The following is a 22,412-nucleotide window of genomic DNA, read 5'->3' as shown; positions in this document are numbered from 1 at the left end:
CTTTCGATCGATCGGTCAAGGCATGGCAGAGCGGCGCGTCCTGGGCAACCCGTGGCGGGCGGATGTTAATGTGTCATGCGGAAGTATGAACAGTTTCAACGGCTTGCGCGCGGTGATTGGATTGACCAGGCGAACGGTCCCGACTAGGGTCAATGACATGCTGGACAAGGTGCGGCAGGCGGCCCCCGGGGAGACCCTTTGGGGTCGTTTTCTTCACCTGCCCGAATGGAGGGGCAACCTTACAGGCAAAAAAGGTGTCGAGCATGAGCAGCGATAAACAACAAGGCTGTGCATTGGTGGTTCCGGTTTGTGAAGCCGGGCGTCTGGAAGCGCAACGGGAAGAGATTGCGCAGACGCTGGAAGACCTGACCGCGGATATCCGCGATCTGCATGGGAAGATCCGAGGAGAAGAGAGGGTGAAGAAGACCGACGTCGGAACGGCGTTGGCCGACCTGCGCTACTGGCTGAAAGCTGCGCGCGAAACGGAGGTTGAACTTGATGTCATCAGAAGACGCGAGCGTGAAATCGAAGGGCACTGGGGGCTCGACCTCGGAGCCGCGTACGATGAAGTCTGCCGCCGCCTGGATTGCATCCGGGCCATCGTGGATGAAAGAGAAGTTCCTGAGTGAGCTGTCGGAGGGAGCGCGCATCGCGCTCCCTTACCTTTTCGAATTCTGGGCGCATCCGCACCAGTTGCCCCCTGAGGGTTCGTGGCGGACATGGGCCATCCTTGGCGGTCGGGGGGCGGGCAAGACACGCGCGGGCGCCGAATGGGTGCGCGCGCAGGTCGAAGGCGCGCTGCCGTTGTCGAAGGGTCGCTGCAAGCGGATGGCGATCATCGGCGAGACCTTCGATCAGGCGCGCGAGGTGATGGTTTTTGGTGACAGCGGGATCATGGCCTGTTCTCCGCCGGACCGGCGCCCTCTGTGGCAGGCTACGCGGCGCTGCCTCGTCTGGCCCAATGGCGCGGAGGCGATGCTGTATTCCGCCAGCGAACCGGAGGCGTTGCGGGGGCCGCAGTTCGATGGCGCATGGGTGGACGAGCTGGCAAAGTGGAAAAAGGCGCGAGAGACTTGGGACATGCTGCAGTTCGGGCTGCGGCTTGGGCAGCACCCGCAGGTCTGCGTGACCACGACGCCGCGCAATGTGGCGGTTTTGAAGGAGCTCCTCGAGTATCCCTCGACCGTAGTGACGCAGGCGCCAACGGAGGCGAACCGTGCGAACCTCGCGGCGAGTTTCCTTGAGGAAGTGCGCGAACGTTTCGCGGATTCGTCGCTCGCGCGTCAAGAACTCGATGGCGTGCTGGTCGATCAGGTGGACGGGGCGCTCTGGACAAACGAGATGCTGGACAGGCTGCGTGGTGGTCCGGTGCCGGAGCTCTTGCGTATCGTGGTTGCGGTGGATCCGCCGGCAGGGGATTCGAAGCGCTCGGACGCCTGTGGGATCGTTGTGGCCGGGCTCTGGTTGGACGAGGACGGTCGCAGGCGTGTGCATGTGTTGGAGGACGCCAGCGTGCGGGGGCTGCGGCCGCAGGGCTGGGCCTCGGTGGTAGTGGAGACGGCACGGCAGTGGAAGGCGCACCGGGTGATTGCGGAAGTGAACCAGGGCGGGGCCATGGTGGAGGAGGTGCTGCGGCAAGTCGACCCTGATTTGCCGGTGACGCGGGTTCACGCCAAAGATGGAAAGGTGGTCCGGGCGGAGCCTGTGGCGGCGCTTTATGAGCAAGGGCGCGTACGGCACAATGCGGGCATGGCGGAGCTGGAAAGCCAGATGTGCCTGATGACACCACTGGGCTACGAAGGGCACGGCAGCCCGGATCGCGTCGATGCGCTGGTCTGGGCCGTCACAGCGCTGGTGCATGGTGCGGGACCGGCGGTGCCTCAGGTGCGCACTCTTTGAAAAACGCGTGAGGGGTTGTCGAGGCCGGGCCGGGTAGTCATGCCCCCGACAGAGACGGCGTTGATTGCGCCCAACATTATTGCCAGCCGAAGGATCACGGGATTGCCGCGCATCCATCGCAGCCCCTCCAACAAGGCTGGCAGGAAGCGGACGGTGATGCCGGAAGTTCGTGGCGAAAGGGCGATCAGCCAGACCAGGAGCGCGGACAGGGCATAGACCGAAGCGTCGATGCCGAAGGGAATGGCGATCGATGACGCAATCATAAGGCCTGCGACCGGCGGGCCGATGAACTGGCCGGTGACCTGCTCCGCGCTCCACATCTGGCCGTTGGCCCGTTCAAGATCATCGTGCGCGACAATGGAGGGCAGCACGGTCTGAGCAGCATTGTCCCGAATGACCTCGGCCGTGCCGAATAGGAAGGACACGAGGATCAGGGATTGGATGGCCCCAGCCCCTTCGGTCATGGGATGTGCGGACTGGGAGACGACCATGAGCACCGTGAACGCCATGAGGACGACACGGACGAGGTCGGCGCGCACCATGAGCAGGCGCCGGTCCGCCTGGTCGGTCCAGACTCCGGCTGGCAGGGCGAACAGCAGCCACGGCAGACGCTGGGCCGTCGCAACGGCCGCGATCAGCAGAGGATCGGTGGACAGCATCGTGGCGAGCCAGGGCAACGCGACCATGGCGATACCGTCGCCAAGGTTCGACAGGGCACTTGCTGACAGCAGCAGGCGGAAGTCCCGATTGGTTCTGATCAATGCACTCAGCAAGGGAGCCTCCTCGTGCCTCGTTGCCGGCGCCGTAGCCTTGCGAGTTCGGTCAGGGAAGCGGGCGACGTTATCGTCGGCTGCCCGAATGCGTATTGCCATTACCTGCACGGTTTCCTGCTGGGGGTCGGTCCCGCTGTTGATCCTAATTTTTTCGTCAGTGGCTTGAGTGGGTCGTCTGCACCGTGCGGTGGTGTCGGAGCTTCTTAACTCCCCGTTCATAGGGTGTCCTTCGAAAAGCGGGAGAGTGGCTCTCTCGAAGGTCGGGACGAGCGAGGACGCGAGGGGCGGGAACTCCCGTAGCGTCTCCGACGCGGCCCCGGCGGACGGCGGTGAGCGGGCCGGGGGCGCGCGCGACCGGAGGAAAAGGAGCGAGAGCATGGTATTCGATTTTCTGCGGCGCGGCGAAACGCAGGCACCGGCGGTGGTGCCGGAGGCAAAGGCCTCTGCCACGGGGCGTGTGATCGCGCAGATGTCCGGAGGCCGCGTAGCATGGAGCCCGCGCGACACGGTTTCGCTGACCAAGCAGGCCTTTGCTGGAAACCCGGTCGGCTTTCGTGCCGTCAAGCTGATCGCGGAGGCCGCCGCCGCGCTGCCGCTGGTACTTCAGGACAAGACGGCGCGCTATGCCGAGCACCCTGTCCTGAAGCTGATCACAGAGCCCAATCCCGGGCAGGGGCGCGCCGAGCTGTTCGAGTCGCTTTATGGCCAGATGCTGCTGTCGGGGGACGGCTACGTTGAGGCGGTGGCGGGCGAGGAAGGCTTGCCTTTTGAACTGCACGTCCTGCGCAGCGACCGCATGAGCGTCGTGCCAGGGCCGGACGGCTGGCCGGTCGCTTATGTCTACGAAGTGGCGGGGCGCAAGCATCGTTTCAACGTGACGGTTCCGGTTTCGCCGGTGCTGCACGTAAAGACCTTCCACCCGCAGGACGATCATTACGGCCTGTCGCCGCTGCAGGCGGCGGCGCAGGCGGTGGACGTGCACAATAGTGCCTCGCGCTGGTCGAAGGGCCTGCTGGACAACGCCGCGCGCCCCTCCGGTGCGATCGTCTGGAAGGGCGCGGACGGGCAAGGCCACCTGTCGTCGGAGCAATACGATCGCCTGACCGCCGAGATGGAGGCGCATCATCAAGGGGCGCGCAACGCAGGCAGGCCGATGCTGCTGGAAGGCGGACTGGATTGGAAGCCGATGGGCTTTTCGCCCTCCGATATGGAGTTCCAGAAGACCAAGGAAGCGGCGGCGCGTGAGATCGCCGTGGCCTTCGGCGTGCCGCCGATGCTGCTGGGCATTCAGGGTGAGGCGACCTACGCCAACTACGCCGAAGCGCACCGGGCGTTCTATCGCCAGACTGTACTGCCGCTGGCCGCAAAGGTGACGCAGGCCGTAGGCCGCTGGTTGTCGGCCTATGTGGGCGAGGTGGTCGAGTTGCGTCCCGACCTCGACCAGGTGCCGGCGCTGTCGGTGGAGCGGGACGCGGTATGGAACCGCGTCGCGGGTGCCGATTTCCTGACCGTGGCGGAAAAGCGCGCGCTGCTGGGGCTGCCCATGTTGGAGAGCCTGCCGGAGACGGAGGCCGACGGTGACTGAGATCAGGAGCCGGATCGAGCCCTTCGCCTGTGCACCGGGGCTGCGGCTCGAGAGCCACGAGAAGGTCTCGAAGCTTCAGATCGAGTCGCTGAACGAGCGCTTTTCGCGGCTGGAAGCTGTGTTGGAACGCCTCGAACGGCGGCTGTGGCTGGCTGTCTACGGTGTCGCCGGGGTGATCTTGGCGGAGGCCTTCCAGGGGGTCATGAACGCGGCCCCGTGAGGCCTGTGCAGAGGAGAAACGCAATGGATCTGGAACACAAGTTCTGTCGCTTCGACGCGGAGGTGACCGTGGTCGAGGGTATGAAGATCGAGGGCTATGCCTCGCTCTTTGGCAAGATCGACCAGGGCGGCGATGTGGTGGCGCGAGGCGCCTACGCACGATCGCTGAAACGTCTGACCGAGGACGGGCGCGTGGTGAAGATGCTGTGGCAGCACGATCCGGCGCAGCCCATCGGGGTCTGGGACGTGGTGCGCGAGGATGAGCGCGGCCTCTATGTGAAGGGTCGTCTGCTGAATAGTGTTGCGAAGGGCCGGGAGGCTGCCGCCCTGATCGAGGCGGGCGCCATAGACGGGTTGTCAATCGGCTACCGCACGCTGAAGTCCACGAAGAATGACAGGGGCCAGCGGCTTCTGGCTGAACTGGAGCTTTGGGAGGTGTCGCTGGTGACCTTCCCGATGCTGTCCAGTGCGCGGGTTGCGTCGAAAGGGGACGAGTTGTCCGCCGATGACAGCGCCCTGCGTGAGTTGGCGGAGTCCCTCGAGGGGCTGCGCCGGAACCTGGCGGGCGTCTGACGCGCGCCACTCATGAGGGAAATCAGGATGAGCAACACCGAGACCAAGTCTCGGACCGGGGAAGATGTGTCTCCGGTCGCCCGGGTGAGTGCCGCGATGGCGGGACTGATCGGGGACTACAAGGCCCTCGCGGCCGATCTGGAACAAAAGCTTGCAAAACAGGAAGAGCGACTGACCATGCTTGATCACAAGACCGCCTTGGCGAAACGCCCGACCCTCTCGACTCGTACCGAGGTCGAGGCCCCCCACCAGAAGGCGCTGGACGCCTACCTGCGCTCCGGCGACGACGATGGGCTGCGCGGCCTGGAACTGGAAGGCAAGGCCATGTCCACGGCTGTGAATGCCGACGGCGGCTACCTCGTGGACCCGCAGACATCGGCTCTGATCCGCTCCAAGCTGGAGAGCCTTGTTTCGATCCGGGCCATTTCCAACGTGGTGAACGTGGAGGCCGCTGCCTTCGACGTACTGATCGACCGCAACGATACCGGCGCAGGCTGGGCGGCGGAAACCGCGACTGCGGCGGAGACCGCGACACCCACGATCGAGCGCATCTCGATCCCGCTTTATGAACTGAACGCGATGCCGAAGGTTTCGCAGCGCCTGCTGGACGATTCCGCTTTCGATGTGGAGGCATGGTTGGCCGGGCGAATCGCCGACAAGTTCATCCGGGCCGAGGCTGCGGCCTTCGTCAGCGGTGACGGCGTCGACAAGCCCACCGGATTTCTTACCGGGAACATCGTTGCCAACGGCGTCTGGAACTGGGGCTCGCTTGGCTACATCGCGTCCGGTGCTGCCGCGGGCGTGGGTGATGGTGATGCGCTGATCGACCTGGTCTATTCGCTCGACGCGCGCTATCGCCCGAACGGTACCTTCGTGATGAACTCGAAAACAGCCGGTGCGCTGCGCAAGCTGAAGGATGCCGACGGCCGCCATCTGTGGGCCGATGGCCTCGCCGCGTCGGAGCCTGCCCGCCTGCTGGGCTACAAGGTGCTGATCGCCGAGAACATGCCCGACATCGCGGCGGACGCCTATCCGATCGCCTTCGGTGATTTCGGCGCGGGTTATACCATTGCGGAGCGCCCCGACATCCGCGTCCTGCGCGACCCGTTCTCGGCCAAGCCGCACGTGCTGTTCTACGCTTCCAAGCGCTTGGGTGGCGGCGTCAGCGACTATGCCGCAATCAAGCTGATGCGCTGCGCGGCCTCGTAAGCGCCGATCGGACCAGGGGGCGGCAGAACGCTGCCTCCTGACGGGCGCGCGTGGTCCCGGGTTGTCCAGCTTCCCCTCCGCCCGAGCAACGAAGGGCGGCGCGCGCCCACCCTGCCTGAGGCTGACAGTTGGCAAAGAACGGGCCTGTCTGGGTCGAGGATTTCGGAGAAGAGACAATGATGTTGGTGGAAGAAACACAGGTGGCGGAGGCGGCTCTTCCGGTGGCGCGGCTGAAGGACCAACTGAGGCTTGGCAGTGGTTTTACGGAAACAGACCTCCAGGATGGCGTTCTGGCTTCCTTTCTGCGCGCAGCGCTGGCGGCGGTCGAGGCGCGGACGTCGAAAGCATTGATCCAGCGCAGCTTTGTAGTGAGCTTTCTGGACTGGCAGGAGCGAGACACTCAGACACTGCCGGTGGCGCCAGTTGCCTCGATCACAGAAGTGACGCTGGTGGATGCCTTCGGCGCGGGGCAGACGGTGGACGCTGCGCAGTACCGCCTCGTGAAGGACAACTTCGTACCAAGCCTGAAGGCGCTGGGCACGTTCCCCACGGTGCCGTCCCGTGGCGCAATCGAGATACGCTTTCAGGCGGGATACGGCGTGCAGTTCGACGCCGTCCCTGCTGACCTGCAGCAGGCGGTACTTCTTCTGGCTGCGCACTACTACGAGTACCGCGACGAAACCGTGCTGAGCCAAGGCTGCATGCCGTTCGGTGTCACCAGCCTGCTGGCGCGCTATCAACCGGTTCGCATGGGGTTGGGTGCATGAGCATGGCGCTAAATCACAGGTTGGTGCTGGAGGCGCCGCAGGACGTACCCGACGGCGCGGGGGGCCATACCCGTACATGGGCCGCGCTGGGTACGCTCTGGGGCCGGGTGGACCCGCGTTCAGGGCGGCTGGGTCCGGGGGATGTCGGCGCTATCTCCGTGAGCGGTTTCACTGTCTGGGTGCGCGGCGCACCTGTGGGACATTCGAACCGCCCCTCGGCTGGGCAGCGATTCGTGATGCAAGGCCGGGTCTTAAGTATCGAGGCCGTCACTGAGGAAGAGCCGAGCGCACTTTATTTGCGCTGCATTTGCACAGAGGAGGTTTCGCCATGACTTACGCAGTCTCTGCCTCCCTGCAGACAGCGGTCTACGGCCTGTTGCAGGCGGATGCCGCGCTTGGCGCGTTGGTGGGGGCGGCAATTTTTGATCGTCCCCCGGCAGGTTCAATGCCGGGCCTCTATGTCGCGCTGGGCCCGGAGCGGGTGCGTGAGGCCGGGGACAAGACCGCCTACGGCGCATGGCACGAATTCGAGGTTTCCGTCGTCACCGAGAGCGCTGGATTCCTGGACGCAAAGAATGCGGCAGGCGCGATCAGCGACGTGCTGCATGGCGCTGATGTGGCGCTGGGCCGCGGTGTCCTGGTGGGCTTGTGGTTTCTGCGAGCGAGGGCCGGACTGGAAACAGATGGACGGCGCAGGATCGACCTAACCTTTCGCGCGCGTGTGGAGGATACGGTCGCGCCCTGAGGTGCGCCGTTTGGACTGAACGCATTTAGAACGGAGTGATACAGATGGCTGCTCAGAACGGCAAAGATCTCTTGATCAAGGTGGACATGACCGGCACCGGCACGTTCCAGACGATGGCGGGGCTACGCGCCTCCCGTATCAGCTTTAACGCCGAAAGCGTCGACGTGACGACACTGGAAAGCCAGAACGGCTGGCGCGAACTGCTGGCGGGAGCGGGCGTGAAGTCCGCTAACATCAGCGGCTCGGGCGTATTCAAGGACGACACCACCGATGAACGCGCGCGACAGATTTTCTTTGCCGGGGAGACGCCGGACTTTCAGGTGATCATTCCTGATTTCGGCACCGTGGAGGGCAAGTTTCAGCTGACGTCCATCGAGTACGCGGGCAGCCACGACGGCGAAGCCACCTACGAGGTCGCGCTGGCCTCGGCGGGGGAACTGTCCTTCACGGCACAGCCGGTGGCGTGATGGCGAATCCGTGGCGGGGGGACGTGGCGCTGGTCATCGATGGCGAGCGCCATGTCATGCGCCTGACGCTGGGTGCGTTGGCGGAACTGGAGGCGAAGCTGGAAACGGGGTCGTTGATCGACTTGGTACAGCGTTTTGAGGGCGGCGGCTTCGGTACGCGGGACGTGCTGGCGCTGATCGTGGCGGGGCTGCGCGGGGGCGGTTGGCAGGGAGGTGCGTCGGACCTGCTCTCAGCCGAGATAGAGGGTGGTCCCATGGGGGCAGCCCGCGCCGCGGCGGAACTGCTGGCCCGGGCCTTCATGCTGCCCGAGGGACGCGATGCAGCGGTTTGACTGGCCTGAGCTGATACGTGCGGGAATGCGCGGTCTGGGTCTGAAGCCCTGGGAGTTCTGGCTGTTGACCCCGGCCGAACTGCAGTTGCTGCTGGGTGCAGAATCGGGTTCGCGACCGCTCGGGCGCGGGCGGCTGGATGAATTGATGGCGGCCTTCCCTGACAGTTCCGAACCTGAACTCAGGATGTCCGAACAGGAGTGACGAGCGATGAGCGATTTCGAAATCGAGAACCTGAGCGAAGAGGCAGGCGGCCTGGAGCAGAGCCTCGGTAAGGCTGCCGGGATGGCCGCAGCTTTTGATGCCGAAATGAGGCGGATCAACACGACCTTCTCGGACACGGGCCGCAGCGCGGTTCGACTGCAGGGCACCCTGTCCAGCGGGGTGGCGAAAGCGATCGACGGCGTGGTGCTGGACGGGATGAAACTGTCGGATGCCATGGGCGTGCTGGCGAAGTCCATGGTGGATGCAGCATGGCGTGCGGCGGTAAAGCCGATGGCGAACAATGTGGGTGGATTCCTTGCAGCAGGCGTGTCGTCCATCTTCGGTGATTTCTCGCCCTTTGCCAAGGGGGGCACTTTCACCCAAGGCCGGGTAATGCCCTTCGCAAACGGCGGCGTGGTCTCTCGGCCCACCTATTTCCCGATGCGCGGCGGTACCGGTCTCATGGGTGAGGCGGGGCCGGAGGCGATCATGCCGTTGACGCGGGGAACTGATGGAAAGCTGGGCGTGCGGGCCGCTGGAGGTGCACCGCCGGTTTCCATCGTGATGAACATCCACACGCCCGATGCACGCAGCTTCCAGCGCAGCCAGAGCCAGATCGCCGCGCGCATGAGCCAGGCGCTCGGCCGCGGCGCGCGCAATCGGTAAACTGGACGGAGGGAACCATGGCCTTTCATGAAGTGAGATTTCCGGCGGACCTGAGCTTTGGTTCTGTCGGGGGGCCGGAACGGCGCACGGATATCGTGACGCTGACGAGCGGCTTTGAAGAGCGCAACACCCCTTGGGCGCATTCGCGCCGTCGCTATGATGCGGGACTGGGGTTGCGTTCGCTTGATGACGTTTCGGCGATGATCGAATTCTTCGAGGCGCGGCAGGGGCAGCTGTTTGGCTTTCGCTGGAAGGACTGGGCGGACTACAAATCCTGCGTGCCCTCGGCGACAGTCTCCAGCACCGATAAGGTGATCGCCCACGGCGACGGAGTCACCACGAGCTTTCAGCTGATCAAGACTTACCGCTCAGGCGACGCGGCATACGCGCGTCCCATCACGAAGCCTGTATCGGGCACGGTGGTGGCAGCGGTACAAGGGGACGACCTGTACGAGGGTGTTCATTTCGAAATCGACACCGCGACGGGGATCATCACTTTCATGGAAGCTCCGATGATCGGGGTGGAAATCTCTGCCGGGTTCGAATTCGACGTTCCGGTGCGCTTCGATACCGACCGGATCAACGTCTCCGTTTCGTCCTTCCGGGCGGGGCAGGTGCCCGACGTGCCAGTGGTGGAGGTGCGGATCTGATGGGGCAGGCAGAGCTTCATGCGCATCTCGGGACGGGCGTCACGACGGTTTGCCGCGCTTGGGTGGTGACACGCAGGGATGGGACGGTCTTCGGTTTTACCGACCATGACAGGGACATTTCCTTTGACGGTGTGACCTTCAAGGCGGAGACGGGGCTGTCGGCGCGCGCGCTGGCGCAATCAACCGGGCTCTCGGTGGACAACACGGAGGCCATGGGAGCGCTTTCCGATTCAGCAATCGGCGAGGGCGACATCGCGGCGGGCCGGTTCGACGGGGCCGAGGTGGTAGCGTGGCTGGTGAACTGGAAGGACGCCACGGCGCGGCGCATCCTGTTCCGCGGCCATATCGGCGAGGTGCGCAGGGGGGAGGGAGCCTTTCACGCCGAGTTGCGTGGTCTGTCGGAGGCGCTGAACCGACCTGTCGGCCGGGTCTATCAGAAGCCCTGCACGGCCGTGCTGGGAGACGCCGACTGCGGCTTCGATCTCGACACGGGCGGTTACGCCCACGAAGGCGCCCTGGAAGGCGTCGAGGAATCCCGGGTTTTCCTGTGCGGAGCGCTGGACGGTTTTGATCCAGGCTGGTTTCAACGCGGACGACTGAAGATACTCTCAGGAGAGGCCGAGGGCCTTTCTGTGATGATTAAGCGCGATCATCATCGTGCAGATGGCAATCGCGTGATCGAGGTTTGGGAGCCGCTGCGGGCCATGGTTCAGGCCGGGGAAATGGTGCGGCTGGAGGCGGGTTGCGACAAGCGGTTCGAGACTTGTCGGCTCAAGTTCAACAACGTGATGAATTTCCAAGGCTTCCCGGATGTGCCGGAGGAAGACTGGATCACGGTCCAGCCTACCAAGGCCAAGGTGCTGAATGGGGGGAGCCGGAGGTGAGCCGGGTGGTCGCCACGGCGCGGCGCTGGATTGGTACGCCCTATGTGCATCAGGCCTCTGTCCGGGGGGCGGGGTGTGACTGCCTAGGGCTCTTGCGAGGCGTATGGAGAGAGATCGTCGGCGCTGAACCGGAAGACGTGCCGCCCTATTCGCGGGACTGGTCGGAACCTGAGGGCGACGAACGGCTTTGGCGGGCGGGTCGCGACCACCTGCGCGCGAAGGCGCTGGGCGATGCCGCCCCCGGCGACGTGCTGCTGTTCCGGATGCGCGAAGGTGCGGTGGCCAAGCACGTGGGCTTTCAGACGGAGACCGGCGCAGTTGCCACCTTCATCCATGCCTACACGGGCCACGGCGTGATCGAGAGCGCGCTGACGGCTGCATGGGCGCGGCGGGTCGTGGCCCGTTTCGCCTTTCCAACGGAGATTGAGTGATGGCGACGATACTTCTTTCTGCCGCAGGTGCGGCGATCGGTTCTTCGATCGGCGGCTCCGTGATGGGGTTGCCCGCCTTGGCGGCGGGCCGCTTCGTCGGTGCAGCCTTTGGACGGACAATCGACAATCGGCTGATGAACCAGCGCGTCATGGGGCAGGGCTCCGACGTGGTGGAGACTGGCCGCGTCGACCGTTTTCGTGTCACCGGTGCGGGAGAGGGCCAGCCGGTTGCGCAGATCTATGGCCGGATGCGGGTTGGCGCGCAGGTGATCTGGGCGACCGAGTTCATGGAACGTGTTCAGGAAACTACCTCCGGCGGCGGTGGCAAGGGGGCGCCCGCACGGCCGAGCGTGACCACCCGAAACTACAGCTACACCGTCAGCCTTGCGATGGCCCTCTGCGAGGGGGAGATCAGCTCGGTTGGTCGTGTATGGGCAGACGGGGCTGAGATCCCTGTAAGCGACCTGACCATGCGGGTCTACACCGGCTCCCACACACAACTGCCCGATCCGAAGATCGAGGCGGTGGAGGGCGTTGGCACAGTACCGGCCTACCGGGGCACTGCCTACGTGGTGATTGAGGATCTCGACCTCGCGCGCTTCGGCAACCGTGTGCCGCAGTTCAGCTTTGAGGTGACGCGGCCCGAACCGGGTTCCGATGACGTACCTGCGTTGCTGCAGGCCGTCGCCATGATCCCCGGTTCCGGCGAATACGCGCTGGCGACGGAGCCCGTCTACTGGGATTACGCGGCTAAGGAGTCACTCTTTGGCTCCGGCCCGGGAGGCGTGGCCGTCGCAAACGTGAATTCGCCCTCCGAAGAGCCGGACTTCAACACGTCACTGCGGCAACTGACAGAGGAGGCGCCCGCCTGCGCCGCCACGTCGCTGATCGTAAGCTGGTTCGGGAATGATCTGCGCGCCGGGGACTGCGAAATCAAACCCAAGGCGGAACAGAAAACCCATGAGGCGCGAATGCCCTGGACAGTCAGCGGCCTGACGCGATCCGCGGCGGATCTGGTGCATCAGCAGGCAGGTCGCCCGGTCTACGGTGGCACGCCCACCGATCAGTCCGTCCTGCAGGCCATCGCCCGTCTAAAGGCGAATGGTCAGTCGGTTATGTACTATCCATTTATCCTGATGGACCAGGTGGCGGGAAACGGGCTGCCCGACCCGTGGAGCGACGCAACCGACCAGCCCGCGCTGCCGTGGCGCGGGCGCATCACGCTGTCTGTGGCCCCCGGTCGATCAGGATCGCCAGATCACACCGGTGCCGCCGATGACGAGGTCATGGCTTTCTTCGGCGCTGCGCAGGCCAGTGATTTCAACATCGTGTCCGGCGCTGTTACCTACATCGGTCCTCCCGAATGGCGCTACAACCGCTTTGTTTTGCATCAGGCGGCACTCTGCGCCGCCGCCGGAGGCGTAGACTCCTTCTGCATCGGCTCCGAGTTGCGCGGGCTGACCCAGGTCCGCGGCGCTTCAGGCTTTCCGGCTGTTCACGCGCTGAAGTCGCTGGCAGCACAATGTCGCCTGATCCTCGGGCCAGAAGTGAAGATCGGCTATGCAGCGGACTGGACAGAATACTTCGGCTATCACCCCCAGGATGGCTCGGGCGACGTCTATTTCAATCTCGACCCGTTGTGGTCCGATCCTGAGATCGATTTCATCGGCATCGATAACTATATGCCGCTCTCCGACTGGCGGGACGAAGAGGATCACGCCGACAGCGCGTGGGGCGATGTCCACAGTGTCAATTACCTGAGGGCCAATATCGAGGGCGGCGAGGGTTACGACTGGTACTACGACAGTCCCGAAGGGCGGGAGGCGCAGGTGCGTTTGCCGATCACTGACGAGACACACGCAGAGCCATGGGTCTGGCGCGTGAAGGATGTCCGCAACTGGTGGCACAACCGCCATCATGAACGCATCGGCGGTATCAGACAGGAGTTGCCCACGGATTGGGCGCCGGAGTCGAAACCGATCTGGTTCACCGAACTGGGTTGCGCCGCCGTGAACAAGGGTTCCAATCAACCAAACAAGTTCCTCGACCCGAAGTCGTCGGAGTCGTACCTCCCGTTTTATTCCAACGGTCTGCGCGACGAGACGATCCAGCGCCAGTATTTGCGCGCAATGCTCGGCTACTGGGCAGATCCCGCGAACAATCCAGTCTCGGAGGTCTACGAAGGCCCAATGCTCGACATGAGCCGCGCCTTTGTCTGGGCGTGGGATGCGCGGCCCTACCCATGGTTCCCGGGCAATACCGCAATCTGGTCGGACGGTGCGAACTACCGTGCCGGGCATTGGCTGAACGGGCGCGTCTCGGGGCGGCTTCTGTCCTCCGTCGTAGCCGAGATATGCCACCGCGTCGGGCTGTCGCAGATTGACACGAGCGGCCTGCATGGCTTCGTGCGCGGCTATGTGGTGCCGGACGTGGCTGATGCTCGCCGCGCCCTACAGCCGCTCATGCTTGCCTATGCCTTCGATGCAATCGAGAGGGATGGAACGCTGATCTTCCGTATGCGCAACGGGGCAAATCCGGTCGATCTGGATAGCAGCGTATTTGCGGTCTCGGAAGACCTCGCGGGCGATCTAGAGGAAATCCGCGCAGGCGAAGCCGAGATGGCGGGCCGCGTGCGGGTTGGATTCCTGCTGGCCGATGGCGACCACCGGGCCGCGACCGAAGAGGCGGTGCTGCCCGATGAGGCGACGCACGCGGTCTCGGATACTGATCTGGCCCTGGCACTCACGCGATCCGAGGGACGGCAAACTGCAGAGCGCTGGCTGGCGGAGGCGCGCGTGGCGCGAGACACCATGCGGTTTGCTCTCCCGCCATCGCAGCTCGCGCTGGGCGCGGGGGATATCGTACGTTTGCCCTCGAAATCGGGGCCGGTGCTGGCGCGCATTGACCGGGTCGAGGTGATGGAACACCAGTTGATCGACGCCGTGCGCATCGTCCCGGACGTCTACGAGCCGTCCTCCTACACAGAAAATGACTCATTGCTGCGCCCCTTCGTACCGGCCATACCCGTCACACCCCTGTTTCTGGATTTGCCGATGATGACCGGGGCCGAGGTCGAGCACGCCCCGCACCTCGCGGTCACGGCGCAACCCTGGCCAGGGGCCGTAGCGGCCTACGACGCGGCGGAAGATGCCGATTACACCCTGAACACGCTTGTTTCTGGCCGCACTGTTGTCGGTGTGACCGAGACGGCGCTGCCGCGCGCACGCGCCGGTACGGTCGATCCGGGCGCACCGCTGCAGGTGCGGCTGGCCTCGGGCACTCTGTCTTCGATCACGGATGCGGCGTTTCTGTCTGGGGGAAACCTGATGGCGATCGGGGACGGTACACCGGGAAACTGGGAGCTATTCCAGTTTCGCGACGCAACGCTTATGGCAGAAAATATCTGGCAGTTGGACCATCGTCTGCGCGGGCAGGCAGGGTCTGACGGGGTCATGCCGGACGAATGGCCGATTGGTTCCTACGTCGTTCTTATGAACGGCGCGCCACAACAGGTGTCGCTCGCTCCCGGACTACGCCGTGTAACGCGCAATTGGCGCATAGGCCCGGCGAAACGTTCCTACGATGACCCGACCTATCGGCACGAAGTATTGGCCTTTGACGGCAACGGGTTGCGGCCCTACCGCCCGGCGCACCTCGCAATGAAGGCCAACGGGAGCGGCCTTGACTTCAGCTGGGTTCGCAGGACGCGCATCGACGGCGACAGTTGGGACAATTATGAGGTGCCACTGGGCGAGGATAGCGAGGGCTACATCCTGCGTATCCTCGACGGTGAAACCACCATCCGTGAAGTGCAGACCACCGCGCCCGCATGGACATACACGGCAATGCATCAGGCGCAGGACGGGCAATCGGCCTTCACCGTCGCGGTGGCACAGGTTTCCTCCCGCTACGGGCCGGGGCCGTTTGCCCGGCTCGTAGTCGCACAATGAGGCCACTCCTTCACGGTGATATAGACGTGGCGGCGCGGGTTCTGATGCTCCTGCCGCCAGAGGGGCGTGGCCCCCTCATCCGCCGCATCATCGCGGAGGCCTGCGCCGCCGACGCCTACCGCAAGCGTCATGGCCGGGCGCATGCCTTATGGGGTGATGGCACACTAATGGCGGCGGCGCTGGCACGACCCTGCGCCCGGGCTCCGCAAATAACTGCTGAATACCTCGAATGCCAGTTTTTTGTGCTCGACGCACTGCTTGCGGGGCACCGCAACACCGGCGCTTCTAGCCACAAGCGCACCCCGGAAATCACGGCCCTGAAACCTAGGGAGCCTGCGTCCCGCCGGACCATCCCCAACTTCTGAGCCTGCGGGTGTCGGCCTGCACCGTCCGTCTCCGCCAGCCGGTCGAGGAATCCTGCCCGTCATTGGTTCATGGCCCACACATCCATATCCGCAATTCGCCCCGTCACGGATTTGCGTTTCGCTGCAGATAGTCTATCTGCTATCCTGATGCGATGACAGGAGGATGCGGCATGGCCGAAAGACGCGCTAAACTCGCCGAGGTGGACCCGGTCTGGGCGCAGATCATGCACGAGGCTCAGGAAGCCGTGGCTGCGGAGCCGCTGCTGGGTGGCATGGTACATTACTCCATTCTGCACCACCCCAGCATCGAGCGCGCGCTTTCGTACCGTGTGTCGTTGAAGCTCGCCAACCAGGAAATGTCGGAACAGATCCTGCGCGAGATCTGCGACGAGGCCTACGGCTCGGAGCCGGAACTGGCCCAAGCGGCGCGCGCTGACATCGTCGCCACCTACGAACGCGATCCCGCGTGCCACCGCTACCTGCAGCCTCTCCTGTTCTTCAAGGGCTTCCAAGCGATCCAGGCCTACCGCGTGGCGCATTGGCTCTGGACCGAAGGGCGCCGCGACCTGTCTTATTTCTTCCAGACGCGATCGTCCGAGGAGTTCGGCGTCGACATCCACCCCGCTGCCCGGATCGGGCGCGGCATCATGATCGACCACGCCCATTCCATAGTCATCGGCGAGACCGCCGTTGTGGGCAACAACGTCTCCATGCTGCACTCGGTCACCCTTGGCGGTACCGGCAAGGAAGACGCCGACCGCCACCCGAAGATCGGCGACAACGTCCTGATTGGCGCCGGGGCGAAGGTTCTGGGCAACATCCACGTCGGCCACTGCTCGCGTATCGCAGCCGGTTCGGTGGTCCTGAAAGAAGTGCCGCCCTGCACAACCGTTGCGGGCGTGCCCGCGAAGATCGTCGGAGAGGCGGGCTGCGACCAGCCCTCCATGGAGATGGACCAGCTCTTGCGCGGGGACACTCTGGGGATGTGATGCATCCCGGCCGCGTGCGACTGATTTCCCTTCGATTAATCGCGCCGGAAGCCCGACTGGCTTCCGGGGTATTGCTATCGGTACATCAGGCCCGTCAGGCCAACATGGCCAACGGGGTCTCGAGGTTCTCCTTGATCGCCGTCAGCAATTGCGCTCCCAGCGCGCCGTCGATCACCCGGTGATCGACCGAGAGCGTCACCGACATGACCGTCGCCACCTCGACGGCACCGTCCTCGGCCACCACCGGCTTCTTCACCCCGGCTCCGACGGCAAGGATCGCGCCGTGCGGCGGGTTGATCACGGCGTCGAAGTTCTCGATCCCGAACATGCCGAGGTTGGATATGGCAAAGCTGCCGCCCTGGTACTCGTGCGGGGCCAGCTTGCGCTCTTTCGCTCGCGCGGCAAGGTCTTTCATTTCCGACGACAGCGCCGAAAGTGTCTTCACCTGCGCGTCCTTCAGCACGGGGGTAAAGAGTCCGCCTTCGATCGCCACGGCCACTGCCACATCTGACGGCGTCAGCTGCAGGATGCGGTCGCCTGCCCAGACGGCATTGGCCTTGGGCACCTGCTGCAACGCCAGCGCGCAGGCCTTGATGATGAAATCGTTGACCGACAGCTTCACTCCGCGTGCCTCCAACTGCGCGTTCAGTTGCGCGCGAAAGGCCATCAGAGCGTCAAGCCGAATGTCCCGACGCAGATAGAAATGCGGGATGGTCTGCTTGGCTTCGGCGAGGCGCGCAGCGATGGTGCGGCGCATGCCGTCAAGCGGGACCTCCACGTAGTCCCGCCCTTGGTAGAGAGCAGCCACGGCACCTGCATCGACTGGCTTTATAGCCGGGGTTGCTGCCGCCGGAGCCGTCACAGCTTTTGCCTCGCCGGGGGCGCCACTTGGTTTGGCCGCTTCCACGTCCGCTTTCACGATGCGCCCGCGCGGGCCGGAGCCCTTGATCTGTGCGAGCTCGATGCCCTTTTGTGCGGCGATCCGGCGCGCCAGCGGGGAGGCGAAGACCCGGCCCCCGTTTGTCCTATCCGCAGCCGATGACACCGCCGCTGCCGGCGCCGGGGGAGGAGCCACGGAAGGCGTTGCCGCCGCTTCCGACTTCGGTACAGCCCCCTCCGGCGTACCGGAAACGGGTTCCTGATCGGAGGGGGACTCACCTTCCTCCAGCAATACGGCGATCACCGTACCCACCTTTACGTCAGCCGTGCCTTCGGCCACAGTGATCTTTACGATCACGCCTTCGTCGACAGCCTCGAACTCCATCGTCGCCTTGTCGGTCTCGATCTCGGCCAGCACGTCGCCGGAGGCTACCGCGTCGCCCTCCTTCACCAGCCATTTCGCCAGCGTGCCTTCCTCCATGGTTGGCGACAGCGCCGGCATCTGGATCTCAATCGGCATCGCTCAGCCCTCCGCTTGCAGGGTCACGCCATCGAAGGGGGCCGGCGGCACAGCGCCCTTGACCAACGCCGTGATGGCCGCCACCAGCTCGGAACGCTGTGCGCTGGCCCATTGCTCCGCCCCGTCCTGCGTGACTTCCATCATCTCGGACGCCAACAACGCTTCTGGAACCAGTGCCACGTGCGGGCCCATGCCTACGGAAAGGCCGCGATGGTCGTAGCCCAGGATCTCGATCTCTTCAGCCATGGTGCGCCCCCTCAGCGATAGCAGACTTGTTTCGCCGCCTGGACCACCTCAGCGGTGGTCACCAGCGCGTGTTTCTCCAGATTGGCCGCGTAGGGCATCGGTACGTCCTTTCCCGTCAGGTTGACGACCGGCGCATCGAGATAGTCGAAGGCCTCCGTCATCAGCACTGCCGAGATGTGGTTGCCGATGGCGCCCACCGGGAAACCCTCTTCAATGGTCACGCAGCGGTTGGTCTTCTGCACGGAGGCGATGACCGTCGCGGTATCCAGCGGGCGCAGTGTGCGCAGGTCGATGACCTCCGCGCTTATGCCGTCCCCGGCCAGCTTGTCGGCCGCGTCCAGTGCGTAGGTCATGCCGATGCCGAAGGACACCAACGTCACGTCCGTACCCTCGCGCCAGACGCGGGCCTTGCCGAAAGGCACCGTGAAGTCGTCCATCACCGGCACCTCGAAGGAGCGCCCGTAGAGGATCTCGTTTTCGAGGAACACCACCGGGTTCGGATCGCGGATCGCGCTCTTCAGCAGGCCCTTCGCGTCCGAGGCGGAGTAGGGCATGCAGACCTTCAGCCCCGGAATATGCGCGTACCACGCGGCGTAATCCTGACTGTGCTGCGCGCCCACCCGCGCCGCTGCCCCGTTCGGGCCTCGGAAGACGATGGGGCAACCCATCTGCCCGCCCGACATATAAAGCGTCTTGGCCGCCGAGTTGATGATTTGGTCGATGGCCTGCATGGCGAAGTTGAAGGTCATGAACTCCACAACCGGCCGGAGCCCGCCAAACGCCGCGCCGACCCCGATTCCGGCAAAGCCGTGCTCCGTAATGGGCGTATCTATCACCCGCTTCGACCCAAATTCGTCCAGCAGTCCCTGGCTGATCTTGTAGGCGCCCTGGTATTCGCCGACCTCTTCGCCCATCAGGAAGACGTCCGGGTTGGCGCGCATCTCTTCCGCCATGGCGTCACGCAGGGCTTCGCGCACGGTCTGCGATTTCACCTTTGTGCCATCCGGCCAGTCCGATACAACCTTAACCGCGACCGGTTCGGGGTGCTGCACAGCCGCCGCCGGCGCGCTTTCAGAGGTCAGGGTCTTGTCCGCCGGGGCGGGCTGCTGCGCCGGGCCGGAGGGCGTCGCGTCTTCCACGCGCTCGCCATCTTCCACCAACACTGCTATGGGCGTGTTCACCGCCACACCCTCCGTGCCCTCGGCGATAAGGAGGCGCCCGACGATTCCTTCGTCGACAGCCTCGAATTCCATCGTCGCCTTGTCGGTCTCGATCTCCGCGATCACGTCGCCCGACTGGACCGTGTCGCCTTCCTTCACCAGCCACTTGGCCAGCGTACCTTCCTCCATCGTGGGGGACAGCGCGGGCATCAGGATTTCGGTCGCCATCACTGCGCCTCCTCGTCGTTTTGAAAGATGCCGAAGACGTTGCCGTCCGGGTCGATCTGGTAGGCCGCCCAACCGACGCCCGGGACCGGCATCTTTTCCATCGCCGACTTGCCGCCGAGGTGAAGACCGCGGCCCCAGGCCGCGTCGATGTCCTGCACCTCCATCACGATGGTCGCACCGGACACCGGGCCCCCTGCGGCGGGCGGGGGGCCGCGGCGCGTGGTGATCGCCCCGTCGATGCCGGGACCGTCGCCGGTAGAGGCGAGCCAGTAGTCCTCCTGCCCGTGGCGCTGAAAGGTCCAGCCGAAGAGGTCGCCGTAAAAGGCGACCAGCTTCTCCGGGTCGGTGCCGTGAATTTCGAAGTGAACCGGGCGGCCCATGTCAGTGCACCTCCGCGTAGATGTCGGTCCAGAGCTCATCGAGCGCAGGTTCCTGGCTCTCGCGGGAGAAATCAGCCGCTTCCGTCACGATCGCCTTGATCTCCTTGTCGATGGCCTTGAGATCCTCCTCGGTGGCGTGCTTGCCCTGCAGCAGCATCTCGCGGACGTGGTCGATGGGATCGCGTTCCTCGCGCATCTTCTGCACTTCCTCGCGGGTCCGGTACTTGGCCGGGTCGGACATGGAGTGACCACGGTAGCGATAGGTCTTCACCTCCAGGATGTACGGTCCCTTGCCGGACCGGCAGTGCCGGATCGCCTTCGCGCCGGCATCGCGTACCGCCACCACGTCCATGCCGTCGACGATCTCGCCGGGGATGCCAAAGGCCTCGCCGCGCGTGTGCAGGTCAGGGGTGGAAGTCGAACGCGCCTGCGCCGTCCCCATTGCGTACTGGTTGTTCTCGATGACGAAGATCACCGGCAGCTTCCACAGTGCTGCCATGTTGAAGGTCTCGTAGACTTGGCCCTGATTCGCCGCACCATCGCCGAAGTAGGTGAAGGTCACCCGGTCGTCGCCCCGGTACTTGTCAGAGAACGCCAGCCCCGCGCCCAGCGGCACCTGCGCCCCGACGATGCCATGGCCGCCGTAGAAATGCTTCTCCCGGCTGAACATGTGCATGGAACCGCCCTTGCCCTTGGAGTAACCGCCCTCGCGCCCGGTCAGTTCGGCCATCACGCCTTTCGGATCCATGCCACAGGCCAGCATGTGGCCGTGGTCGCGGTACGAAGTGATGCGCTTGTCGCCTTCCTCGGCGGCGGCCTCGAGACCGACAACGACGGCCTCCTGCCCGATATAGAGGTGGCAAAAGCCGCCAATCAGACCCATGCCGTACAACTGTCCGGCCTTCTCCTCGAAACGCCGGATCAACAGCATGTCGCGGTACCAGGCCGTGAGTTCCTTGGCCGAGACATTCGCCTTGGCGGCGGGCTTGCGCGTAGCCATCGCCTCTCCTCCCCAGGATATGGTTGTTTAACGTTGAACATAACCGGCAACGTATTTGGCGGTGAGCGTAGCTCGCCCTCGGCCATCCGTCCAGACAGCGCAACATTGTTTCGCGCCAAATTCGCACACAATGCGAAATTCAGCGGGCAGTCGCACCGGAAGGAAACTTGTTGTCACCACGGGCGTTTTCGCAGCAGACATCCAGACCCGGAGACCCCCATGGCCGACGATACCGCCCGCCTGATCCGTACCGATTTCGACGACGATACCTCCTGGGAGGCGCTGGTCGAAACCGCCCTGCGGGGCAACGACATGGGATTCGCCGCTGTCTTTGATCTTGTCGAGGACGACACGTTTGACGGAGCGGATGCCGACACGATTATCGACGCCTTCCCGGACGATCCCGTTCTCTATCTCGCGGACGAACACGCCATGGGCGACCAGAGCTGGGAGATCCTCGTGGTGGAGGCAGATACCGGGGCGGAGTTCCGCGTGCGCGCCGCCGATGTCTGGATGGTGGAAAACAACCTCTCCACCGGAAACATGGATTTCGAAGAAATGCTGGAGCAGGTGGGCGAGGACGGCGTCTTTACCCCGCAGGAAGGTATATGATCAGTTGACCACGATCTCGTCGCCGCGCACGAGGCCAAGCACGTCGCGCGCCTGCTGGTCGAGCAGGTCGATGTCCAGATAGCCGTCCGACATCCGCAGCGTGAGGTTCTCCATCCGGGTGACTTCGCTCTGGATTTCGGAGAGTTCCCTCTCCAGCCGGTCGCCTTCCACCTTGAACTCCGCGCGGCGGAAGATGCCGAAATCGCCCTGTACGGCGGCAAAGGTGAAGTAAGCCGAAAGGCTCAGGGTCACCGCAAAGAACACGGGGACGCCCAGCGATGGGGTGCGACGGGGTGTCATGGTCGATGTCTGCCTGTCTGCATCGTCTGTCGGATGCGCTTTTCCAAAGATTGCCATACCGGCCGAATCAGGGAAAGTCACGCCACTGCGGGAATCTGATTCGGGGCATGAGCGTTGCATTCCTGCACCGCGACCGCGTTTCCGGCATACGGGGGTGGGTTGCCACAAAGGTCATGATGCGGCGTCGCGGCAGCGGCTGTTCTCGCCCGCATGCGGCGAATTCTGACCGCCCGCGTAGCGCGCTGGACGCTCACGATCATGCCCGATCTTGCCGGGTGGTAAGGGCAGGTGCAAAGCCTGTACGTCGCCTCGAATCGCTTCCCGCAAAGGACCGGGCCGTCCGCGCCGATGCTCGCGAATATTCCGGGGCTCGCGATGCTC

27 protein-coding genes are annotated in these 22,412 nt (G+C 64.3%); 20 read left to right on the top strand and 7 right to left on the bottom strand.

What is annotated here, in order from left to right; genetic code table 11:
• Positions 1-263: 263 nt before the first annotated feature.
• Together J5474_RS00660 and J5474_RS00655 are read left to right on the top strand one after the other, a co-directional pair.
• On the top strand, positions 264-629 hold the full coding sequence (locus J5474_RS00660; protein ID WP_209358422.1) for a hypothetical protein: 366 nt from the start codon (positions 264-266) through the stop codon (positions 627-629).
• Positions 607-1,899 carry a DNA-packaging protein gene (locus tag J5474_RS00655; protein WP_209358421.1) on the top strand — a complete coding sequence of 431 codons (1,293 nt, stop codon included), beginning with the start codon at positions 607-609 and terminating at the stop codon, positions 1,897-1,899. The genes J5474_RS00660 and J5474_RS00655 overlap by 23 nt, the downstream gene beginning before the upstream one ends.
• On the opposite strand, the gene J5474_RS00650 is transcribed toward J5474_RS00655, so the two are convergent.
• Positions 1,881-2,672: an MFS transporter gene (locus J5474_RS00650; RefSeq protein ID WP_209358420.1), complete on the bottom strand. Its 792-nt coding sequence runs from the start codon at positions 2,670-2,672 to the stop codon at positions 1,881-1,883. The two genes, J5474_RS00655 and J5474_RS00650, sit on opposite strands and share 19 nt — an antisense overlap.
• A 376-nt stretch (positions 2,673-3,048) precedes the next feature.
• Between J5474_RS00650 and J5474_RS00645 the strand changes: the two genes are divergently transcribed.
• The 17 genes from J5474_RS00645 (at position 3,049) to cysE (ending at position 16,706) form a co-directional block, all read left to right on the top strand.
• The gene (locus tag J5474_RS00645) at positions 3,049-4,257 is read left to right on the top strand and encodes a phage portal protein (RefSeq protein WP_209358419.1); all 1,209 of its coding nucleotides are present in this window, start codon (positions 3,049-3,051) and stop codon (positions 4,255-4,257) included.
• Positions 4,250-4,477, top strand: coding sequence for a GTA head formation protein, RCAP_rcc01685 family (locus J5474_RS00640; RefSeq protein ID WP_209358418.1), 228 nt, complete (start codon positions 4,250-4,252; stop codon positions 4,475-4,477). Before J5474_RS00645 ends, J5474_RS00640 begins: the two co-directional genes overlap by 8 nt.
• A 23-nt stretch (positions 4,478-4,500) precedes the next feature.
• The gene (locus J5474_RS00635) at positions 4,501-5,049 is read left to right on the top strand and encodes an HK97 family phage prohead protease (protein ID WP_209358417.1); all 549 of its coding nucleotides are present in this window, start codon (positions 4,501-4,503) and stop codon (positions 5,047-5,049) included.
• A gap of 27 nt (positions 5,050-5,076) precedes the next feature.
• Positions 5,077-6,258 carry a phage major capsid protein gene (locus J5474_RS00630; protein WP_209358416.1) on the top strand — a complete coding sequence of 394 codons (1,182 nt, stop codon included), beginning with the start codon at positions 5,077-5,079 and terminating at the stop codon, positions 6,256-6,258.
• Between the two features lie 176 nt (positions 6,259-6,434).
• Positions 6,435-7,025: a head-tail connector protein gene (locus J5474_RS00625; RefSeq protein ID WP_209358415.1), complete on the top strand. Its 591-nt coding sequence runs from the start codon at positions 6,435-6,437 to the stop codon at positions 7,023-7,025.
• Positions 7,022-7,357: a head-tail adaptor protein gene (locus J5474_RS00620; protein WP_209358414.1), complete on the top strand. Its 336-nt coding sequence runs from the start codon at positions 7,022-7,024 to the stop codon at positions 7,355-7,357. Before J5474_RS00625 ends, J5474_RS00620 begins: the two co-directional genes overlap by 4 nt.
• Positions 7,354-7,770, top strand: a complete 417-nt coding sequence (locus J5474_RS00615; protein WP_209358413.1) for a DUF3168 domain-containing protein — start codon at positions 7,354-7,356, stop codon at positions 7,768-7,770. Before J5474_RS00620 ends, J5474_RS00615 begins: the two co-directional genes overlap by 4 nt.
• A 44-nt stretch (positions 7,771-7,814) precedes the next feature.
• Entirely contained in the window at positions 7,815-8,237 is a 423-nt protein-coding gene (locus J5474_RS00610) for a phage major tail protein, TP901-1 family (RefSeq protein WP_209358412.1), read from the top strand.
• The gene (locus J5474_RS00605) at positions 8,237-8,569 is read left to right on the top strand and encodes a gene transfer agent family protein (RefSeq protein WP_209358411.1); all 333 of its coding nucleotides are present in this window, start codon (positions 8,237-8,239) and stop codon (positions 8,567-8,569) included. Before J5474_RS00610 ends, J5474_RS00605 begins: the two co-directional genes overlap by 1 nt.
• Positions 8,556-8,771 (top strand): rcc01693 family protein, encoded by a 216-nt coding sequence (locus tag J5474_RS00600; protein WP_209358410.1) that lies wholly within the window; start codon positions 8,556-8,558, stop codon positions 8,769-8,771. The genes J5474_RS00605 and J5474_RS00600 overlap by 14 nt, the downstream gene beginning before the upstream one ends.
• Positions 8,772-8,777: 6 nt before the next feature.
• Positions 8,778-9,437, top strand: coding sequence for a phage tail tape measure protein (locus tag J5474_RS00595; protein ID WP_209358409.1), 660 nt, complete (start codon positions 8,778-8,780; stop codon positions 9,435-9,437).
• Positions 9,438-9,454: 17 nt separating this feature from the next.
• On the top strand, positions 9,455-10,087 hold the full coding sequence (locus J5474_RS00590; RefSeq protein WP_209358408.1) for a DUF2460 domain-containing protein: 633 nt from the start codon (positions 9,455-9,457) through the stop codon (positions 10,085-10,087).
• On the top strand, positions 10,087-10,971 hold the full coding sequence (locus tag J5474_RS00585) for a DUF2163 domain-containing protein (protein WP_209358407.1): 885 nt from the start codon (positions 10,087-10,089) through the stop codon (positions 10,969-10,971). Before J5474_RS00590 ends, J5474_RS00585 begins: the two co-directional genes overlap by 1 nt.
• Positions 10,968-11,402 carry an NlpC/P60 family protein gene (locus tag J5474_RS00580; protein ID WP_209358406.1) on the top strand — a complete coding sequence of 145 codons (435 nt, stop codon included), beginning with the start codon at positions 10,968-10,970 and terminating at the stop codon, positions 11,400-11,402. The genes J5474_RS00585 and J5474_RS00580 overlap by 4 nt, the downstream gene beginning before the upstream one ends.
• Positions 11,402-15,352 (top strand): baseplate multidomain protein megatron, encoded by a 3,951-nt coding sequence (locus J5474_RS00575; protein WP_209358405.1) that lies wholly within the window; start codon positions 11,402-11,404, stop codon positions 15,350-15,352. The genes J5474_RS00580 and J5474_RS00575 overlap by 1 nt, the downstream gene beginning before the upstream one ends.
• Positions 15,349-15,717, top strand: a complete 369-nt coding sequence (locus J5474_RS00570) for a DUF7742 family protein (RefSeq protein WP_209358404.1) — start codon at positions 15,349-15,351, stop codon at positions 15,715-15,717. Before J5474_RS00575 ends, J5474_RS00570 begins: the two co-directional genes overlap by 4 nt.
• A 170-nt stretch (positions 15,718-15,887) precedes the next feature.
• Positions 15,888-16,706: a serine O-acetyltransferase gene (gene cysE / locus J5474_RS00565; RefSeq protein WP_209358403.1), complete on the top strand. Its 819-nt coding sequence runs from the start codon at positions 15,888-15,890 to the stop codon at positions 16,704-16,706.
• A 94-nt stretch (positions 16,707-16,800) separates the two neighbouring features.
• Here the strand turns inward: cysE and J5474_RS00560 are convergent, their stop codons facing one another.
• Genes J5474_RS00560 through pdhA form a run of 5 tightly spaced genes read right to left on the bottom strand, consistent with a single transcriptional unit; the run spans position 16,801 to position 21,119 of the window.
• Positions 16,801-18,105 (bottom strand): pyruvate dehydrogenase complex dihydrolipoamide acetyltransferase, encoded by a 1,305-nt coding sequence (locus tag J5474_RS00560; protein ID WP_209358402.1) that lies wholly within the window; start codon positions 18,103-18,105, stop codon positions 16,801-16,803.
• A 3-nt stretch (positions 18,106-18,108) separates the two neighbouring features.
• Positions 18,109-18,351, bottom strand: coding sequence for a hypothetical protein (locus J5474_RS00555; protein WP_209358401.1), 243 nt, complete (start codon positions 18,349-18,351; stop codon positions 18,109-18,111).
• A gap of 11 nt (positions 18,352-18,362) precedes the next feature.
• Positions 18,363-19,739 carry a pyruvate dehydrogenase complex E1 component subunit beta gene (locus J5474_RS00550; RefSeq protein WP_209358400.1) on the bottom strand — a complete coding sequence of 459 codons (1,377 nt, stop codon included), beginning with the start codon at positions 19,737-19,739 and terminating at the stop codon, positions 18,363-18,365.
• Positions 19,739-20,119, bottom strand: a complete 381-nt coding sequence (locus J5474_RS00545) for a VOC family protein (protein ID WP_209358399.1) — start codon at positions 20,117-20,119, stop codon at positions 19,739-19,741. Before J5474_RS00545 ends, J5474_RS00550 begins: the two co-directional genes overlap by 1 nt.
• 1 nt (position 20,120) lies before the next feature.
• The gene (pdhA, locus tag J5474_RS00540) at positions 20,121-21,119 is read right to left on the bottom strand and encodes a pyruvate dehydrogenase (acetyl-transferring) E1 component subunit alpha (protein WP_209358398.1); all 999 of its coding nucleotides are present in this window, start codon (positions 21,117-21,119) and stop codon (positions 20,121-20,123) included.
• Positions 21,120-21,338: 219 nt separating this feature from the next.
• Here pdhA and J5474_RS00535 point away from each other — a divergent pair, with 219 nt between their 5' ends.
• Entirely contained in the window at positions 21,339-21,731 is a 393-nt protein-coding gene (locus tag J5474_RS00535; RefSeq protein WP_209358397.1) for a DUF6924 domain-containing protein, read from the top strand.
• Here J5474_RS00535 and J5474_RS00530 read toward each other — a convergent pair whose 3' ends face one another.
• Entirely contained in the window at positions 21,732-22,031 is a 300-nt protein-coding gene (locus J5474_RS00530) for an FtsB family cell division protein (RefSeq protein ID WP_209358396.1), read from the bottom strand.
• Positions 22,032-22,412 lie beyond the last annotated feature (381 nt).

The sequence above is a fragment of the Sagittula salina genome (genome assembly GCF_017813235.1).
Lineage (GTDB): Bacteria > Pseudomonadota > Alphaproteobacteria > Rhodobacterales > Rhodobacteraceae > Sagittula > Sagittula salina.
The sequence above is the reverse complement of the archived record's forward strand: the minus strand, read 5'-3'. Positions and strand labels throughout refer to the sequence as shown.

Excerpts from the sequence above, each read along its gene's own strand:
- J5474_RS00600 (WP_209358410.1), top strand. The coding sequence starts at position 8,556 with ATGCAGCGGTTTGACTGGCCTGAGCTGATACGTGCGGGAATGCGCGGT.
- J5474_RS00585 (WP_209358407.1), top strand. The coding sequence starts at position 10,087 with ATGGGGCAGGCAGAGCTTCATGCGCATCTCGGGACGGGCGTCACGACG.
- J5474_RS00550 (WP_209358400.1), bottom strand. The coding sequence starts at position 19,739 with ATGGCGACCGAAATCCTGATGCCCGCGCTGTCCCCCACGATGGAGGAA.
- J5474_RS00645 (WP_209358419.1), top strand. The coding sequence starts at position 3,049 with ATGGTATTCGATTTTCTGCGGCGCGGCGAAACGCAGGCACCGGCGGTG.
- J5474_RS00590 (WP_209358408.1), top strand. The coding sequence starts at position 9,455 with ATGGCCTTTCATGAAGTGAGATTTCCGGCGGACCTGAGCTTTGGTTCT.
- J5474_RS00605 (WP_209358411.1), top strand. The coding sequence starts at position 8,237 with ATGGCGAATCCGTGGCGGGGGGACGTGGCGCTGGTCATCGATGGCGAG.
- J5474_RS00660 (WP_209358422.1), top strand. The coding sequence starts at position 264 with ATGAGCAGCGATAAACAACAAGGCTGTGCATTGGTGGTTCCGGTTTGT.
- J5474_RS00595 (WP_209358409.1), top strand. The coding sequence starts at position 8,778 with ATGAGCGATTTCGAAATCGAGAACCTGAGCGAAGAGGCAGGCGGCCTG.
- J5474_RS00570 (WP_209358404.1), top strand. The coding sequence starts at position 15,349 with ATGAGGCCACTCCTTCACGGTGATATAGACGTGGCGGCGCGGGTTCTG.
- J5474_RS00615 (WP_209358413.1), top strand. The coding sequence starts at position 7,354 with ATGACTTACGCAGTCTCTGCCTCCCTGCAGACAGCGGTCTACGGCCTG.
- pdhA (WP_209358398.1), bottom strand. The coding sequence starts at position 21,119 with ATGGCTACGCGCAAGCCCGCCGCCAAGGCGAATGTCTCGGCCAAGGAA.
- J5474_RS00635 (WP_209358417.1), top strand. The coding sequence starts at position 4,501 with ATGGATCTGGAACACAAGTTCTGTCGCTTCGACGCGGAGGTGACCGTG.
- J5474_RS00535 (WP_209358397.1), top strand. The coding sequence starts at position 21,339 with ATGGCCGACGATACCGCCCGCCTGATCCGTACCGATTTCGACGACGAT.
- J5474_RS00620 (WP_209358414.1), top strand. The coding sequence starts at position 7,022 with ATGAGCATGGCGCTAAATCACAGGTTGGTGCTGGAGGCGCCGCAGGAC.
- J5474_RS00545 (WP_209358399.1), bottom strand. The coding sequence starts at position 20,119 with ATGGGCCGCCCGGTTCACTTCGAAATTCACGGCACCGACCCGGAGAAG.
- J5474_RS00555 (WP_209358401.1), bottom strand. The coding sequence starts at position 18,351 with ATGGCTGAAGAGATCGAGATCCTGGGCTACGACCATCGCGGCCTTTCC.
- J5474_RS00610 (WP_209358412.1), top strand. The coding sequence starts at position 7,815 with ATGGCTGCTCAGAACGGCAAAGATCTCTTGATCAAGGTGGACATGACC.
- J5474_RS00630 (WP_209358416.1), top strand. The coding sequence starts at position 5,077 with ATGAGCAACACCGAGACCAAGTCTCGGACCGGGGAAGATGTGTCTCCG.
- J5474_RS00655 (WP_209358421.1), top strand. The coding sequence starts at position 607 with ATGAAAGAGAAGTTCCTGAGTGAGCTGTCGGAGGGAGCGCGCATCGCG.
- J5474_RS00625 (WP_209358415.1), top strand. The coding sequence starts at position 6,435 with ATGATGTTGGTGGAAGAAACACAGGTGGCGGAGGCGGCTCTTCCGGTG.
- J5474_RS00560 (WP_209358402.1), bottom strand. The coding sequence starts at position 18,105 with ATGCCGATTGAGATCCAGATGCCGGCGCTGTCGCCAACCATGGAGGAA.
- cysE (WP_209358403.1), top strand. The coding sequence starts at position 15,888 with ATGGCCGAAAGACGCGCTAAACTCGCCGAGGTGGACCCGGTCTGGGCG.
- J5474_RS00530 (WP_209358396.1), bottom strand. The coding sequence starts at position 22,031 with ATGACACCCCGTCGCACCCCATCGCTGGGCGTCCCCGTGTTCTTTGCG.
- J5474_RS00575 (WP_209358405.1), top strand. The coding sequence starts at position 11,402 with ATGGCGACGATACTTCTTTCTGCCGCAGGTGCGGCGATCGGTTCTTCG.